General features: G+C 41.5%; 12 protein-coding genes and 1 riboswitch. Of the genes, 2 read left to right on the top strand and 10 right to left on the bottom strand.

Annotated elements, in window-relative coordinates; all coding sequences use genetic code 11:
- Positions 1 to 30: 30 nt before the first annotated feature.
- The 6 genes from AB8S09_RS11280 to AB8S09_RS11255 all read right to left on the bottom strand — a co-directional run bounded on the left by AB8S09_RS11280 (position 31) and on the right by AB8S09_RS11255 (position 7914).
- Positions 31 to 885: a DegV family protein gene (locus tag AB8S09_RS11280; RefSeq protein WP_294180327.1), complete on the bottom strand. Its 855-nt coding sequence runs from the start codon at positions 883 to 885 to the stop codon at positions 31 to 33.
- Positions 886 to 1603: 718 nt separating this feature from the next.
- Positions 1604 to 2878: a glutamate-1-semialdehyde 2,1-aminomutase gene (gene hemL / locus AB8S09_RS11275; RefSeq protein WP_294180283.1), complete on the bottom strand. Its 1275-nt coding sequence runs from the start codon at positions 2876 to 2878 to the stop codon at positions 1604 to 1606.
- Between the two features lie 17 nt (positions 2879 to 2895).
- The gene (hemA, locus tag AB8S09_RS11270) at positions 2896 to 4107 is read right to left on the bottom strand and encodes a glutamyl-tRNA reductase (RefSeq protein WP_294180282.1); all 1212 of its coding nucleotides are present in this window, start codon (positions 4105 to 4107) and stop codon (positions 2896 to 2898) included.
- 112 nt (positions 4108 to 4219) lie between these two features.
- Positions 4220 to 4398, bottom strand: a riboswitch (cobalamin riboswitch).
- Between the two features lie 40 nt (positions 4399 to 4438).
- A complete protein-coding gene (locus AB8S09_RS11265) occupies positions 4439 to 6532 on the bottom strand; it encodes a glycosyltransferase family 39 protein (RefSeq protein WP_369869139.1) in 2094 nt (697 codons plus the stop codon).
- A gap of 11 nt (positions 6533 to 6543) precedes the next feature.
- On the bottom strand, positions 6544 to 6963 hold the full coding sequence (locus AB8S09_RS11260; protein ID WP_369869138.1) for a GtrA family protein: 420 nt from the start codon (positions 6961 to 6963) through the stop codon (positions 6544 to 6546).
- Between the two features lie 6 nt (positions 6964 to 6969).
- On the bottom strand, positions 6970 to 7914 hold the full coding sequence (locus AB8S09_RS11255; protein ID WP_294180279.1) for a glycosyltransferase family 2 protein: 945 nt from the start codon (positions 7912 to 7914) through the stop codon (positions 6970 to 6972).
- 142 nt (positions 7915 to 8056) lie between these two features.
- Here AB8S09_RS11255 and AB8S09_RS11250 point away from each other — a divergent pair, with 142 nt between their 5' ends.
- On the top strand, positions 8057 to 8734 hold the full coding sequence (locus AB8S09_RS11250; protein WP_369869137.1) for a response regulator transcription factor: 678 nt from the start codon (positions 8057 to 8059) through the stop codon (positions 8732 to 8734).
- A 2-nt stretch (positions 8735 to 8736) separates the two neighbouring features.
- Positions 8737 to 9951 carry a sensor histidine kinase gene (locus AB8S09_RS11245; protein WP_369869136.1) on the top strand — a complete coding sequence of 405 codons (1215 nt, stop codon included), beginning with the start codon at positions 8737 to 8739 and terminating at the stop codon, positions 9949 to 9951.
- An 11-nt stretch (positions 9952 to 9962) separates the two neighbouring features.
- On the opposite strand, the gene AB8S09_RS11240 is transcribed toward AB8S09_RS11245, so the two are convergent.
- From AB8S09_RS11240 to AB8S09_RS11225, 4 genes are all read right to left on the bottom strand, one after another.
- A complete protein-coding gene (locus AB8S09_RS11240) occupies positions 9963 to 11225 on the bottom strand; it encodes a M20 metallopeptidase family protein (protein WP_369869135.1) in 1263 nt (420 codons plus the stop codon).
- Positions 11182 to 14394: a carbamoyl-phosphate synthase large subunit gene (gene carB / locus AB8S09_RS11235; RefSeq protein ID WP_294180275.1), complete on the bottom strand. Its 3213-nt coding sequence runs from the start codon at positions 14392 to 14394 to the stop codon at positions 11182 to 11184. The genes AB8S09_RS11240 and carB overlap by 44 nt, the downstream gene beginning before the upstream one ends.
- A gap of 50 nt (positions 14395 to 14444) precedes the next feature.
- Positions 14445 to 15494: a carbamoyl phosphate synthase small subunit gene (locus tag AB8S09_RS11230; protein WP_369869134.1), complete on the bottom strand. Its 1050-nt coding sequence runs from the start codon at positions 15492 to 15494 to the stop codon at positions 14445 to 14447.
- 272 nt (positions 15495 to 15766) lie between these two features.
- Complete coding sequence (locus AB8S09_RS11225) at positions 15767 to 16681, bottom strand: HAD family hydrolase (protein ID WP_369869133.1); 915 nt, start codon at positions 16679 to 16681, stop codon at positions 15767 to 15769.
- Positions 16682 to 16690 lie beyond the last annotated feature (9 nt).

The raw sequence follows: 16690 nt of genomic DNA, 5'->3' as shown, positions 1-16690 counted from the left end.
TGATAATCGTCAATTGGCAATTGGCTTCGGTCAGCTTTTCTGCTCCATGTAACACACACCGACAGTTCCAGGTCCTGAATAGACACCCACTACAGGACTTATCTGCCCTATCATATATATGTTTTTCACATTGGACAGTTTTGAGATCCTGTCATAGATGTCTTCAGCATCTTCTCTGGCATTGCCATAAGCTATATATACGTCGCAGGGAGATTTGGCCAGAAATCTACTGCCTATGTCTATCATCTTGCTCAGGGATCTCTTCCGCCCCCGCACTTTGCCGCAGGTGAAACAAATACCCTGGTCATTGTCAAAATATACTATGGGCTTTATGTCCAGAGCCTCGCCCAGAATGCCGGACAACTTTCCTATACGTCCGCCTTTTCTGGCATATTCCAAAGTGCCGAAGACAAAAAAGAAATGCATCCTTTTCTTCATTTCAGGTATGCAGTGCACAATTTCACTAAAACTTTTCCCCTGATCCATAAGTTTTCCACATTCCTTTACAATTACACCCTCGCCCAGGGAAGTGGACTTGGAATCATAAACATATGTGGATAACTTATCATGTTTTTTGCTAACCATTTTCAAAGCATTATATGTACCGGAAAGTCCGCTTGAAATTGTAACAGCTATCACATGGGTGTAATTTTCCCTCTCAAATCTATTGAAAGCACCTTCCATATCATCCAGCGAAGGAAGAGATGATTTGGGGATTTCATATTTCATATTATCATATACTTCCCTGGGAGTAATTTCAATTTTATCTACATACTCCCGATCTCTATATATAATTCTAAAGGGCAATACTTCTACATTATATTTTTCTATGGTACCTTCATCTATATCACAGGCAGAATCCGTCAAAAGTGCAATTTTTTCCATCATGCTCATACCTCCACTCCTCGTATTGATTTAAATTATATCATACTGCGGAAAAAATATTCAAATTTAAAAGCAGCGAAGGGCTTTTCGCACAGCCCCGCCTGTATCTGCAATACAGTATGGAATTAACTGTTCTTCAACCGATGATTGCCCGGCAGCTTATCTTACATTCAACCAATAATTGCCCACTTGAGAGCTTACAGCTACTTGTCCAAAACTGCCGGAAGCTACCGCACTCCATTCTGGAAACTACCCAGCCGCTGCTGTGAAATCTGACGGAAACCGCCTGATTGATGGAAATCGCCGGGAATCGCCCTCAGCATCGGAAAACTGCTTCACAGTGCTGGTACCGAAACCGCTCCTGCTGAAACTACCGGCAGCATCGGAAACTGATGGGAAGCGCCTGCAGTGCGGGAAGCTGCCATAGTTGAAGGAAATTTGCCGGAAATCACCATGGTTGACGGGAAATCGCCTCTCGTCGTTCACGTTTTATTCATAAGTTTAAGACGAAATTTGTACAATTCTGCATATCTACCTTACTTGAAATACCTGAAATTGCACTACATTTCAGTAAGGATAGCTTGACCTTGTGAGCTTTCAGAGATCTGTTGAAATTTGTTCACAGTTTATTCATGACCCCCGGGGGTCATGAATAAACTGTGAACAAAATTTGTCCCCTCGCTTTTGACATTGCAAAGCAGAGGGGACAAAATGTCAGTCAGATTTTGAAGGAGTCAAATGCTTCCAAAAATCTGTCAATATCTTCTTCTGTATGTTTTACACTCAAAAATACGGCTTCAAACTGCGAAGGTGCGATGTAAATGCCTTTCTTTATCATATGGGTGAAGTATTTTGCAAAAATACCCGTATCGCATTTTTTGGCATCACTGTAATTTCTCACTTTGGAATCTTTAGTGAAAAACAGCGAGAACATGGCGCCGCACCTGTTTACAACCACCGGGACATCTTTGTCCCTAGCTATTTTTCTAACTCCATCTACCAACTTTTGGCCGAGCTTTTCAATTTGAGTATAGTACTGGGGGCTGCTGTGAAGTTTTTTCAGGGTTGTAAGGCCTGCAGCCATTACAATGGGGTTGCCGGACATGGTGCCTGCCTGGTACACAGGACCGACAGGAGATAGCTTTTCCATTATGTCCTTTCTTCCGCCGTAGGCTCCACAGGGAAGTCCCCCACCTATGATCTTCGCCATGGTCGTGAGATCCGGTTTTATTTTATAGATGCTCTGGGCGCCTTTGTAGGCAACTCTGAATCCGCTCATGACTTCATCGAATATGAGGAGGGAGCCGTATTCATCACATAACTTTCTGAGAGATTTCAGGAATTTTTCATCTCCTGGAATTACACCCATGTTGCCTGCTACGGGTTCTACTATGACTGCGGCAATTTCACTGCCCTGCTGCCTGAATATATCTTCTACGCTTGAAATATCGTTGTACTGGGCCACAAGGGTGTTCTTCACACTACTTTCAGGAACGCCTACGCTGCCCGGAATGCCCTCCGTCATAACTCCAGAGCCCGCTTCCACGAGGAAGTCATCAAAATGGCCGTGGTAACAGCCGGCAAACTTTATTATCTTGTCTCTTCCAGTATAGCCCCTGGCAAGCCTTACGGCACTCATCGTGGCCTCTGTGCCGGAGTTAACCATTCTGAGCATTTCCACGTTGTCTACGGTAGTACATATATATTTTGCAAGTTCCAGTTCAAGTTTAGTATTGGCACCAAAAGATATGGCTTTTTCGCAGGTGTCCCTTATAGCCTTCACCACGTCTGTATCACAATGTCCCAGCATCATGGGACCCCAGGAACAGACAAAATCTATATATTTATTTCCATCTTCATCATATAGATAAGCTCCCTTTCCACTTTTTATAACAGGCGGGTTCATGGGAACGTCCTTGAAGGCCCTTACAGGGCTGTTGACACCTCCGGGCATATACAATTTGGATTCATTAAATATATCGTCATTTTTCATTTTCACTTATCTCCCTATCAACAAAATATTTTATTTATAAGTTCCATATATTCTTCTTCTCTGCCTTGGAATTTTCCTTCTTTTAAAGTATTTATGGCTCTATTTATATACACTTTGGCAGTGCTCTCTATCATAGTCCTTACAAGCTTTTCATTGTCCTTGGTATATCTTTTGTTTTTAAAGGTCTTTATCCTCTTTTCGCATATCCTGCTGCCAAAGTTCTTTATCTTCTGTATTTCAGGGGAAATTTCATCTACTGCCTGCCATTTAACAAATTCATCTATATACTCGTCTATGATATATCTGTATTTTTCCATTTTTTCTTTTCTCATTATCTTGTTGTTCTGGTCAATGACACTTATGCTGTCTATGTCATACAATTCAACATTCGGAAGTGTTTTTACATTCTTGTCTACATCCCTAGGTACCGCAAGGTCAAATACGAGCAATTTTTTGTCCGGCAGTTCATCTTTTGAAATCACAGTATGCGGTGCAGAAGTGCAGCTTATAATGCAGTCCACATTTTTGTAGTAATCTTTCCTCTCTCTGAATGTTATGAACCTAATCCAATCATAATTTCTATAAAATTCATCCACCTTGGCCATGTTTCTCACTGCCACATAGACAATTTCCGCATTTAGGGAATTCAAGTATTTAAGAACAAGCTGTCCTATTTCACCAAAGCCCAAAATCATGTACCTTTTCATTTTCTTTTTTTCTGCTTCTCTAACTGCTATGGAAGGTACGGACACGGGGATCTTGTATATCTCACAGACACTTTTGAATTTTTTGCCGCAGGTTACGGCATTTTGAAACATCCTCTGAAGTTGTCCATTTATGGTTTTAGCTTTGAGGGCAGTGCTGTAGGCGGTTTTAACTTGTCCCAATATTTGATCTTCTCCCAAAATCTTGGAATGAAAGCCGCAGCATACCTCCATGAGATGCCTGACCGCATCTTTGTCCTCTACGTAGAATATATATTTTTCAAGTTCTTTGTCCCATCCTAAACGGTCAAATACACTCCGGATCAGAGCTTCCCTCTCAAGATCGGAGCTGACATATATTTCTGTCCTGTTACAGGTGCTTAAAATCAATACATTTCCTGTAACATCATATATACTTTTCAATTTATCAACAAGTCTCGCCGATATAATAGAAAATTTTTGTCTTATTTCAATATCACAGTCACTTTTTACTCCAATAAGCTGTATAATTTTTATCACCTCCATAATAAAAAAGATCCCTTTAACCAAGCTGATAAAAGGATCTTCAACAATCAATCATACATCATCACAAAAATAATTCATCAATATGCAGGCCCCCTCTATCACTTGTAGAGTTAAAGGTGCAAAGTACAGGCAGGTCTTCTGACTTAAGAGTCATCATTTAAAATACGCCTTCCCCGTTTCCAAGTGGCCCATATAGCTTAAACTCGTCTAATACAGCTACAGGATAGTTCAGGATTTTCACCTGATTCCCCTTTAATTATTTGTATTTAAACCTTGTACTTATTATTAAATTTCAATTTAATTATAAACACTATGGATAAAAGATTCAACTTTATTTTAAAATTCCCTTCAAATCATACAGCGACTGGGAATTCATTTCCCCGGGATTTACGGTTTTGCCGACGGATGTGGTATTTTTCCACTGATTTTCCGGGACAAGTTTTCCGTTTTTTTGAACCCAGCTCATTATATCCTGTGAATTTCTTCCCATTCCACCCGTGAGTACATATCTTACCTCACCTTTTTTTACAAGTTCTTTAAACTGGCTGAGGGAAAGTATCTTATCGGAGCCTGTGAACCCGCCGAGAGGCATTATACTCCTGCCGCTTTTAATTATCATTTCGGCAGCGGCATTGGAACTGGATACTACGAGATCATATTTTTCATTTTTAATATGACTGTCGAGAAAACTTATCAGTTCTTTACTGTCGTTTGAGGATCCAAATCTATTCTTCATTCCGGTATTTCCAGAACCTGTATCTGACGACAGAAGCTCCAATCCTGCAGCAGGCATGCTGCCATTTACGCCATGAACCACAGCTGCCGCAGAACCTATGGAAGGTGTCACAAGTATCCCTGCAAATGCAAGAGAGGCAAGTATCTTTGCAAAACCTGCGTTTCCCGCCCTGTTCTTGTAAATTACAAGCAGTGCAGATGAAGCAAAACTCAGTACGGCCGCCGCTATTATAATACCCTTCACTGCTGCAGATATGGAAGAGTAAAAATAAGACAGCATCATAAGGTGCAGTGCCCCCTCCACAACAAAGGATGCAGGCAGAAGCATGGATTTAACTTTGGAACCGTCCCTGTAGAGTTTCCACATTGATACAAGGCCTATACCAGATAAAGCCGCAGCTGGCGGTGCCATCATGGTCAAATAGTACTGGTGGAACAGCCCTTTTGTATAACTGAAATATATAAATTCCGGCAGAAGCCACATCATCCAGAGAATCAAATCCAATTTTTTTCTGTTGTCAAATGGGATTTTCAACTTTTCCACTATTGCCGCGGCAATAAAGCCCAACAAGGACAGAGGCAGGAACCACACTATCTGATCTGAAAGTATATTTTTCGAAAACAATCTTGTAACGCCTGCTTCTGTCTGACCTCCGAAATTTCCTGAAAGTCCATTTCTGCCCATCTGCTGTATGCCTTTCTTATTCTGACCCGCTCCCTGAGGCATTTGCATCTGAGGGCCGCCATTTTGCTGGCTGCCGTCCTTAAAATTGCCGCCGGAGCCTCTTTGAAACCCACCATTTGGAGGCACATTCTGCGCACCTGAAGGGTTTCTATCTTTCTTAAAATAGGCCATATTTCCTCCCTGTCTGTTTCCGCCGGGTCCGCCGCCCATGCCTCCGCTGCTGCTCAACCTCTCGATTCCATTGTGCCCCAGTATAAGATCCATAACCGTATTATTCGTACTGCTGCCTACAAAAGGCCTGCTGCCGGCAGGAACCAAATCCACGGCAGCTGCCCAGGAAAGTGACACAACTACGAGTACAGCAGTACCTATAACAAGGTGTTTGACTTTCTTTTTCACGGGTGCAGCTGCAGAAATCAGGTAAGTTATGTATACGGCGGGAATAACCATATAAGCCTGCAGCATCTTTATGTTAAAACCCACACCTACAAGTACAAGACTTATGAGAAGATATTTGAATTTACCCTTTTCGGCCGCCCTGGATAAAAACATGCAGGCAAAGAGCAGTACCATGACCAGCAGATTATCTACGGTGTTATTCCTGCTCGCAGCTACAAAAACCGGAGTAACTGCAAGGCACAATGCAGAAACAAGCGCCGCGGCTTTCCCAAAAGACCTTTTAACCATGTAATACAATATCACGACAGATACAACTCCTGCCAGGGTCTGGGGAAGCAGTATGCTCCATCCGCTGAATCCAAATACCCTGGCAGAGAGGGTCTGTATCCAAAATCCCAGGGGAGGTTTGTCAATGGATACAAAACCGCCGGGATCGGAGGAGACGAAAAAGAAATTCTTGAAATTTACAAGCATGCTCTTCACACCTGCCGCATAGTATTCATTTCCGTACCCTTCAGCACCAAGGTTTGCCAGATTCAGCACTGCCGACAGAGCCATCACTGCAAACAAAGCAAGTTTTTCTTTTACAAATTTTACGCTCTTCATAACTTCACCCCTCAATTAAAAACCCATATCTTATATGACAGAAAATTTATCATCTGGGCTGCAAATGTTACAATCACCTTTGATATATATACGTTAAGAGCAAATCTATCCACTAAAAATTTCATAAAAATCACTGTTATAATAAGCGACACTATATTTACAACAACAAACTGCAATATTTCATGAACAATATTCTTGTCCGGATTATCGTATTGAAAAGTCCATTTCTTGTTAAATATAAAGCTATTTGCCACACCGCAGCTGTAACCTACAACCTGGCTTACGGTGTAATAAAGACCGATTATACTCTGGCACAAGGTAAACACCAGGAAATCTATTATGGTATTAAGTACACCGGTGGCAGAAAACCTGCTCAGCAATTTAAGCTTTCCATTGAAAATAAAATCCACGGTTTTTATCAGCTGACTCATAATTTCCTAATCTCCCCTTTTATTTACTATGTTTTCAATAATATAATTGGGTCTTCCCCTGCATTCATCAAAAATTCGGCCTATATACTGGCCTATCATGCCCATACAGGACAACACAATTCCAAACATAATCAGATCGACAGACAGCAGGAACTGAAAATTCACCAGTTTCAAACCCTTTGCCGCAAAATCCACAAGATCTTTCACCAGCATGATCATGCCTGCGAGAAATGATACCCCACCCAAATATCCTGATATTACAAGGGGTTTATAGGAAAAAGACGTTATACCGTCAAAAGCCAGTTTGAACATTTTTTTTAGGGGATATTTAGTGTCTCCTGCAAATCTCTCCTGTCTTACAAATTCCACATATGTCTGCCTGTATCCAATCCAGCTGACAAGCCCCCTTACATATCTGTTCCTTTCCGGCAGAGAATTCAAGACATCACACACTTTTCTGTCTATAAGCCTGAAATCTCCAGTATCTACAGGAATATCAATGCTGGTCATGCTCTTTAGGATCCTATAGAAAGCGCCGGCGGTAAATTTTTTTATGAAGGATTCACCTTCTCTCTTTATTCTCTTCCCATAGACCACATCATATCCCTGTTTCCATTTTTCAATCATCTTGAGCATTACTTCAGGCGGATCTTGAAGATCCGCATCTATTACAATAACTGCTTTACCGCTGGAAGTCCTCATTCCTGCGGTTATGGCAGGCTGATGTCCAAAATTTCTGGAGAAGTTAACAAGCTTGACATTCACATCCTGACTGCAGATTTTCTCTGCCTTTTCACGGGTTTTATCCAAACTTCCGTCATTTACAAATATAATCTCATAGCTTTCAGAAGTGGTGTCCATGATTTTCTTAAGTCTTTTATAGCTCTCGTCTATTACCATTTCCTCGTTATACAGAGGTACCACCACAGAATAAACAATTTCTTGCCGCATTTTTTTCACCTCAGTTTTGTAGAAATTAAATTGATTATTATAATTTTGTAGTTTCAACCTTAAAAAAGCCTTAAAAATAAACCATATCCTTTAAAAATCTGTATTTCTGGCGTATAATTGTACTATAAAGTGAGGTGAAATCATGAGATTGCTTTTAATTGAAGATGAGGTAATGCTTTCAGATGCCCTGGTATATATTCTCAGAAAAAACAATTACAGTGTGGATGCAGTCTATGACGGAATTGAAGGGGAGGAAATGGCCGAGACACAAATATACGACGTAATAATACTTGATAGGATGCTTCCCGGGAAAAATGGGCTGGACGTACTTAAAGACATCAGAAAAAACAAAATCCAAACTCCAGTTATAATACTTACAGCCATGGATTCCATTTCAAACAGGGTGGAGGGCCTTGACAACGGCGCGGACGATTACCTGGTAAAGCCCTTTTCTACAGAAGAACTTCTGGCCAGAATAAGGGCTCTTGGAAGGAGGCACGTGGATTTCATACAGGACGAGAACATAAAATTGGCCTCCCTGATCTTTGATCCCCAGAAAGGCCAAATCAAATGCAGGGGAAACACGGTAAAACTGACCACAAAAGAATCCCAGCTTCTGGAGCTCTTAGCACGAAACAAAAATCAGGTAATCACTAAGGATCAAATTCTGGACAGAGTATGGGGCATGGATTCCGACGTGGAAATGAACAACAACATTGAAGTGTACTTTTCCTACCTGAGAAAAAAGCTCAGAAAGCTCAACTGCGGCGTGAAAATTGAAACAATAAGGGGCATAGGATACTGCCTAAAAGAGGTCTGATCATGTTTAAAAAGTTAAAGGTGGAATTGGTTCTAACTAATTTGATACTTACAAGCCTGGTACTCATCACCATATTTTCGGGAATATACATACTTATGGATAGAAACTTTGAACACTCATCCCGTGAAAAAATGATTAAAACAGCAGAGACGGAAAGAGTGCCTCCGCTTAAACCTCCAAATAGAAACATGAACTCCATGGAAAGTTTTTTTGTAAAAACAGATGATGACGGAAACATAATCGAAATATCCTGGAATTCAAATATAGACAGATACACTTACGAGGCCATAGTAAAGTCTGTTTTTAGGGAAAATACATCACGGGGCAGCATAAGCTACAGAAATTACAATTTAAGATACCTGAAAGTCCCCAAAAATTACGGCTTCATACTGGTTTTTCTGGATAAGACCCCGGACAATGAAATACTCCATAACCTGATAATCATATCGATTTCAGTCTGTACAATAAGCCTCATACTGGTATTCATCATAAGCCTATTTATTGCAAGCATATCCCTGAGGCCAATAATAAGTGCCTGGAAAAAGCAGCAGAATTTCGTAGCAGATGCATCCCACGAACTCAGGACACCTCTTGCAGTTATAACTACAAATCTCGATATAGTCATTGGCAGTCCGGACGACACCATAAAAAGCCAGCACAAATGGCTGAAAAATATCAAGCTGGAAACGGGAAGGATGACCAGACTCATAGAGGATCTGCTCTATCTTGCAAGATCCGATTCCAACCGGCAGCAGCTGAATTTTTCAAATTTCAACTTAAGCAGTGCAGTCACCCAGTCCATTGTCCCCTTTGAAGCCTCCGCAATAAAACATGAAATACAGATGACTTCCCATATAGAATCCAAAATAAATTTTACGGGAGACGAGGGCCGCATAAAACAGCTCATGGCAATCCTCATCCACAATGCCATAAAACATACACCTGCAGGAAAGTCCATTGAAATAAACCTGTGCAGGATAAATGGAAACATACAGATAACGGTACAGGACACCGGGGAAGGTATAGCCCCGGAGCACATAGACAAAATATTCGACAGGTTCTATAAAGTAGATAAAGTCAGATCAGGAAACAACGGGAATTTCGGTCTGGGGCTTTCAATCGCCAAATCAATAGTTGAAGAACACAGGGGAGCCATAACCGTGTCGAGTACTCCCGGGGAAGGCTCCCTCTTCAAAGTCATTTTTCACACAGCCTGAGAACCAAATATCTACCTGAAATTTTCCAAAAGCTTCAAAGCTGCATTGGCCATAACTTCCATACCGTAAAGCATGGCACTTTCATCTATATCATATTTGGGATGATGCTGGGGATATATTATTCCCTTTTCACGGTTGCCCACACCCACAAAGATAAAACACCCGGGTATTTTCCTCATATAATATGAAAAATCTTCGCTGCTCATAAACGGATCTATGGGATGGGCCTTTCCGTCTATCATTTCCCTGCCGGCTTTCAAGACGATGGCGGCAATTTTCGGATCATTGTCAACTACATATGTGCATGCATTCTTTTTGATATCGCAATGGGCCCCTGTCATTTCACAGGTGTGTTCCACAATTTTTTTTATGTGGGTGAACACCTGGCTCCTAACTTCTTCATCCAGCGTCCTGATGGTCCCCTTGAGCACGGCTTCACCTGCTATGGCATTGTAAACACGTCCCGAATTGAAGACACCTACAGATACAACGGCCTGTTTCATCGGATCCACATCCCTCCCCACAATTGTATTAAGGGCAATTACAATTTCAGATGCAGTCAGTATGGAATCCACCGTCTGGTGCGGCATGGAGGCATGACCTGCTTTCCCCTCAATTCTTATTTCAAATTCATCGCTTGCCGCCATCATGGGTCCGGCGGAAATTCCCACGACCCCACTTCTGACAGGCTGCCACAGATGGGCCCCTATAATAGCGTCCACACCTTTAAGGCCGCCGTCTTCTATGATGGCTTCAGCTCCCGAACCATCGGCCACTTCTTCTTCACTGGGCTGAAATATAAATCTTATATTCCCAGCAATATCACGGCGGAATCCATGCAAAATTCTGGCAGTACCAAGCAGCATGGCCACATGACCATCATGACCGCAGGCATGGCAGGCACCCTTATTTTGTGATTGGTACGGCCTGCCGCATTCATCATCTATGGCAAGTGCATCCATATCGGCACGAACTGCTATGGTTCCACCAGGTCTGCCGCCCTTTAAATCTGCAATGACACCGGTTTTTCCGACTTTTCTTATTTTCATCTCATCCAGTTCCCCCAAAACCTCGATGATTTTTCTCTGAGTGTTGAATTCCCTTTTGCTAAGTTCCGGATGAATATGAAAATATCTCCTCAGTTCCACTACATCCCGGTAATATTTTTTCGCAAGTCCCCTTATATCCTCTATTCTCTTTATTTTCGCTTTTTCCTTCCCTGTCATATCCTCACCTGATGCCGCAGTTGCAGAACACCTGAAGTGCGTCTTCATCTACTTTTTCCTCCTTTACCTTTATCATTGTCCTAAATGTATCAATGGATGTTATTACCTCTATATTCCTTTCCACTGCCGCTCTCCTTATATGAAATCCATCCCTGGTGGAATCATTTCCCTTTGTCGGGGTATTCACTACCATATCCACCTGTCCATTTTTTATAATATCTATGATGTTCGGATGTCCTTCCTTTACTTTTCTTGTCTCTTCAACTTCAATGCCGCTATCTCTCAATAGCTTTGCCGTATTTCTGGTGGCTATAAATTTTATTCCCATCCTGTCAATTTCCCTTGCTATCGGCAGAAATTCACTTTTGTCATGGTCGCTTACAGTGGCAAGTATGGTTCCCTTTTTCATAGGTGAAAACATCCCTGCAGCAACAAAGCCTTTATAAAGTGCACCAGTCAGGGTAGTGGAAACTCCAAGCACCTCTCCTGTGGATCTCATCTCAGGTCCCAGGGAAACTTCCACATTGGGGAGCTTCTGGGTGGAGAATACAGGAACTTTTACGGACACTATAGATGGTTCCCTGAAAATTCCAACTCCATATTCCATGTTTCTAAGTTTCTCACCAAGCATTACCCTGGTGGCAATATCAACTATGGGGACACCGCTGACCTTGCTTATATAGGGAACTGTTCTCGAAGCCCTGGGGTTGACTTCTATTACATAGAGATTCCCCCTATATTCTATAAACTGTACATTTATCATTCCCTTTATACCTATGCCGATGGCCAGTTTCATGGTACAGTCCAATATTTTTTTCTTCATGCCGCCGCTTATGTTCTGGCTTGGATACATAGTTATACTATCACCGGAGTGAATTCCAGCCCTTTCCAGGTGCTCCATGATTCCCGGCACAAGTACGTCCTCACCATCACATATTGCATCCACTTCTATTTCCCTCCCCATAAGATATTTGTCTATCAGTACGGGATTTTTCCTGTCTTTTTCAAAAGCCATAGAAAGATAGTAGACGAGCTCTTCCACGTCATAGGTTATCTCCATACCCTGCCCTCCAAGTACATAGGAAGGCCTTACCAGAACCGGGAAGCCAACCCTTTCCGCCTCTTCGACCCCTTCTTCAACAGAACATACTCCCCTGCCATTAGGCCTCTGAATATTTAATTTTTCAAGCAGTGAATCAAATTTTTCCCTATCTTCTGCCATATCTATCTGATCCGCAGTAGTTCCAAGAGTGACTATCCCTTTTTCCTTTAAAAACTCCGCCAGCTTTATTGCAGTTTCTCCTCCGAACTGGAGTATCACCCCATAGGGTTTTTCCTTGTCCAGTATGCTCAGTACATCCTCTTTGGTGATAGGCTCAAAATAGAGTTTATCTGAAATATCAAAGTCAGTGCTGACAGTTTCAGGATTATTGTTTATTATTATGGTTTCTATGTTGAATTTTTTAAGGGTTTTTATGCAGTGTACGGAAGCATAGTCAAATTCTATACCCTGGCCTATTCTTATAGGGCCTGAGCCTATTACCACAACTTTTTTACCGGAGGAAACAGAAACTTCGTCATATTTCTCATAAGTGGAATAATAATAGGGTGAAAGTGCTTCAAACTCCCCCGCACACGTATCTACCATCTTGTAGGACGGAATTATGCCCCATATCCTCCTCAGCCTGTATATTTCATCTGGAGAAACCCCGAGCATGTCAGCTATTCCCTTGTCTGAAAAGCCTTTTTTCTTGAGCATTTCAAGCCATTTTTTATCCAGGCTGCCTATACTGCAGGATTTAAGTTTTTCCTCTTCATCTATTATCCACTTGAATTTGTGTATGAAAAACCTGTCCATTCCAGTGATTTCCGAAAGCTTTTCTACCCTGTACTTTCTCCTCAGCAATTCTGCCAGTGCAAATATTCTCTCATCATCAGGGCGTTTTATTTTATCCTTGAGCTTTTCCAAAGCAAGATTTTTAAATTTTCCATAATCCAGTGAATAAGCCCCGAGCTCCAGAGACCTGACTCCCTTTAAAAAAGCAGCTTCAAAATTGCTTCCTATGGCCATTATCTCGCCGGTAGCCATCATTTTTGTGCCGAGTTCTCTTTTGGCGCTTTCAAATTTGTCAAAGGGCCATTTGGGAATTTTTATAACCACATAATCCAGCGAAGGTTCAAAGCAGGCATAAGTTTTTTTGGTAACTGCATTTCTTATCTCGTCAAGATTGTAACCAAGTGCTATTTTGGCCGCCACCTTTGCAATGGGATATCCCGTCGCCTTGGAGGCAAGAGCCGATGAACGGCTAACTCTGGGATTTATTTCTATAACTTCATACTCAAGGGAATCAGGATTTAAGGCCAGTTGTACATTACAGGCTCCCTTTATTTCAACTTCATTTATTATATCAATGGAGGCGGTCCTGAGCATTTGATATTCCCTGTCCGACAGGGTCTGGCTGGGAGCTACCACTATGCTGTCCCCCGTATGGATTCCGACAGGATCTATGTTTTCCATATTGCAGACAGTTATGCAATTGCCTGCATTATCTCTCATAACTTCATATTCTATTTCCTTCCATCCCTTTATACTCTTCTCCAAAAGCACCTGACCTATGGAACTAAGTTCAAGTCCCGATCTTAATATGGGTTCCAATTCCTCTTCAGTTTCAGCTATACCGCCGCCGGTACCTCCAAGGGTATAGGCAGGTCTTACTATAACAGGATACCCTATTTGGTCCGCAAGTTTTTCCCCGCTTTTTACATCTTCTACAGTTCCGCTTTCCACCACAGGCTGGTTTATTCTGCCCATTGCCTCTTTGAAAAGTTCTCTATCCTCGCCTTCCCTTATCGATTCTATAGAAGTTCCTATTATATTTACACCATATTTTTCAAGTATGCCGCCTTCATACAGCTTCAGTGCAAGATTCAAAGCTGTCTGGCCGCCCACACTGGCCAAAAGGCTGTCAGGTCTTTCCTTTTTTATGACTTTTTCCACAAATTCCACTGTAAGGGGCTCTATATAAACCTTGTCCGCCACTTCACCGTCAGTCATTATAGTAGCAGGATTGCTGTTTACAAGTACTACTTCAACTCCCTCTTCTCTCAAGGACTCGCAGGCCTGTGTACCTGAATAGTCAAATTCAGCTGCCTGACCTATGACTATAGGGCCGGATCCTATTACGATAACTTTTTTGATATTTTTATTTAAAGGCATAATGCCGCTCCCTTCTACAATTTACAATTTACAATTGACAGTTGACAATTTTAAAGTGCATATTTCATAAATTCCTCAAATATATAACCATTATCCTCTGGTCCGGGACATGCCTCTGGATGAAACTGTACCGAAAATATGGGAAGTGATTTGTGTTTCATCCCCTCTATGGTTCCATCATTTAAACTGACATGAGTTATTTCCATATTCTCAGGCAATTTATCTACATAGTACCCGTGATTTTGAGAGGTTATCCTGACTTTACCGCTTGTAAGATCTTTCACAGGATGGTTACAACCTCTGTGTCCAAATTTAAGTTTCGCCGTGGTTCCCCCCAGCGCCAGTGCCAGGAGCTGGTGCCCGAGACATATTCCCACTATAGGTTTTCTGCCTATGAGCTTTTTTATGTTCTCTATTTCAAAGTGCAGATCTGCAGGGTCTCCGGGCCCGTTTGACAGAAATATCAGATCCGGATCAATTTCAAGAATATCTTCTGCTCTAGATGCTGCCGGAAATACCGTTACAGTGCAGTTTCTATCCAAAAATGCTTTTATCATGCTCTTCTTGACGCCAAAATCCAAAACTGCTATTTTCTTTTGTCCTTTTCCAACTGTATATTTTTTCTTCGCAGTTACTTCAGATACTGCATTTTTATTGGAAAAGGATTCAATTGTATTTTTTACTGCATGAAAATCCAGATCCTCTACAGTTATGATTCCTTTCATGGTGCCCTTTGACCTGAGCGATTTTGTAAGTGCCCTGGTATCAATTCCAGAGAGTCCCACTACCTTATTTATCTTAAGGTAATCCTCAAGTTCCATCTCCGACTTAAAGCTGCTGGAATAATGGCATATTTCCCTAACGACAACTCCCTTCACCTTAGGTGAAGCTGATTCCAAGTCGCCCAGATCAACCCCATAATTTCCTATAAGAGGATAGGTCATGGTCACTATCTGACCATAATAAGAAGGATCCGTAAATATTTCCCCATATCCCGTCATACCGGTGTTGAATACCACTTCACCAACACTGTCTTTGAGGCAGCCGAAGCCCTCGCCGCAAAAGACACTTCCATTTTCCAATATAAGTTTTGCTCTCATAAATTACCTCCTGCATTTTTATAAGCAAAAATACACTTAATCGGCTATTTGAAAAGAAAAAGGCAATAAAAAAAATTATCTATGGAAATAACTTTTTCATTGCCAAAATTTCTAAAACTGTTCATTTTTTTAAAGTCATAAAAAAGACTAACCAAAACAATACATCCCTTTCTGGCCTCACAGGACCAATTTAAAGTGCATTTTTCACTCAAAGTTCTATTTGAGTTAATTCTAATTAAAATATTGCCTTATGTCAAGCGTCCTAAATTTGTTCACAATTTATTAACAACCCCCGGGGGTTGCCTGTCCACCCGGCTTTTTCCGGCATTTTCCGAGGGCTGCCTGTCCACTCGGTATTTTGCGGCTGCACTGGATTTTAAGAGGAATTCAGCCACTCCATCTTCATCATTGCGGCCTATAATTCCCGTGGCAAGGTTTTTGAGCTGTGGGTAGGCGTTTTTTACCGCATATTTTTCATCTGATACTTTAAAAAGCGGCACATCATTCAGGTTGTCTCCAAAACAAATAAGTTTGTCGGCCTTTAAATATTTTTTCAGGAACCCTCCTGCCAGCCCTTTATTGCCCCTGGGGTTCGTAACTTCCAGCCAGAAGAATCCCCTGGAATATATTTCTTCAGTGTACTGGCAGCTCACGTCCAGTTTATCTTTGAACAATGCATATGCACCGTCAAGACGCTCTTTTTTCTCTATGGCAAATATATTCACTACACTATAGCTTTCAAGAGGCAGAGATCTGTCTATAAGGGTCAGTCTACTGTCCTTCTGTGCTTTTCTTGAATTTATATATATTTCCTGCCCTCTGTTCGATATCCCCCTGTAGAATAATTTTTTGTCTCCTTTTAAATTCACTGCTGACACAAAAGGACATATGCCCCTGGACTCGTAATATTCTAAAACAAATTTTGCCGAACTGTTATCCATGTAATTTTCTACAACATTTTTGCCTGAAACAGGATCGTAGATAAATACTCCATTGTTTAAAATCACAGGCAAGTTCAGGTTTAGGGGCTTCAATATATTTTCTGACGACTCATAGGATCTGGCCGTGGCAGCAGTAAATTTAAGTCCTGAAGATATGAGCCCGTTTATAATTGAAGCTGATCTTTTACTTATAAGTTGTTTTGAATTCATCAGTGTTCCATCCAAATCCGAAATATATAAATTCAAGATTTTCTC

The sequence above is a fragment of the Clostridium lapidicellarium genome (genome assembly GCF_041224415.1).
GTDB classification, from domain to species: Bacteria; Bacillota; Clostridia; order Clostridiales; family Clostridiaceae; genus Clostridium_B; species Clostridium_B lapidicellarium.
This window is presented reverse-complemented; position numbering and strand designations above follow the sequence as displayed.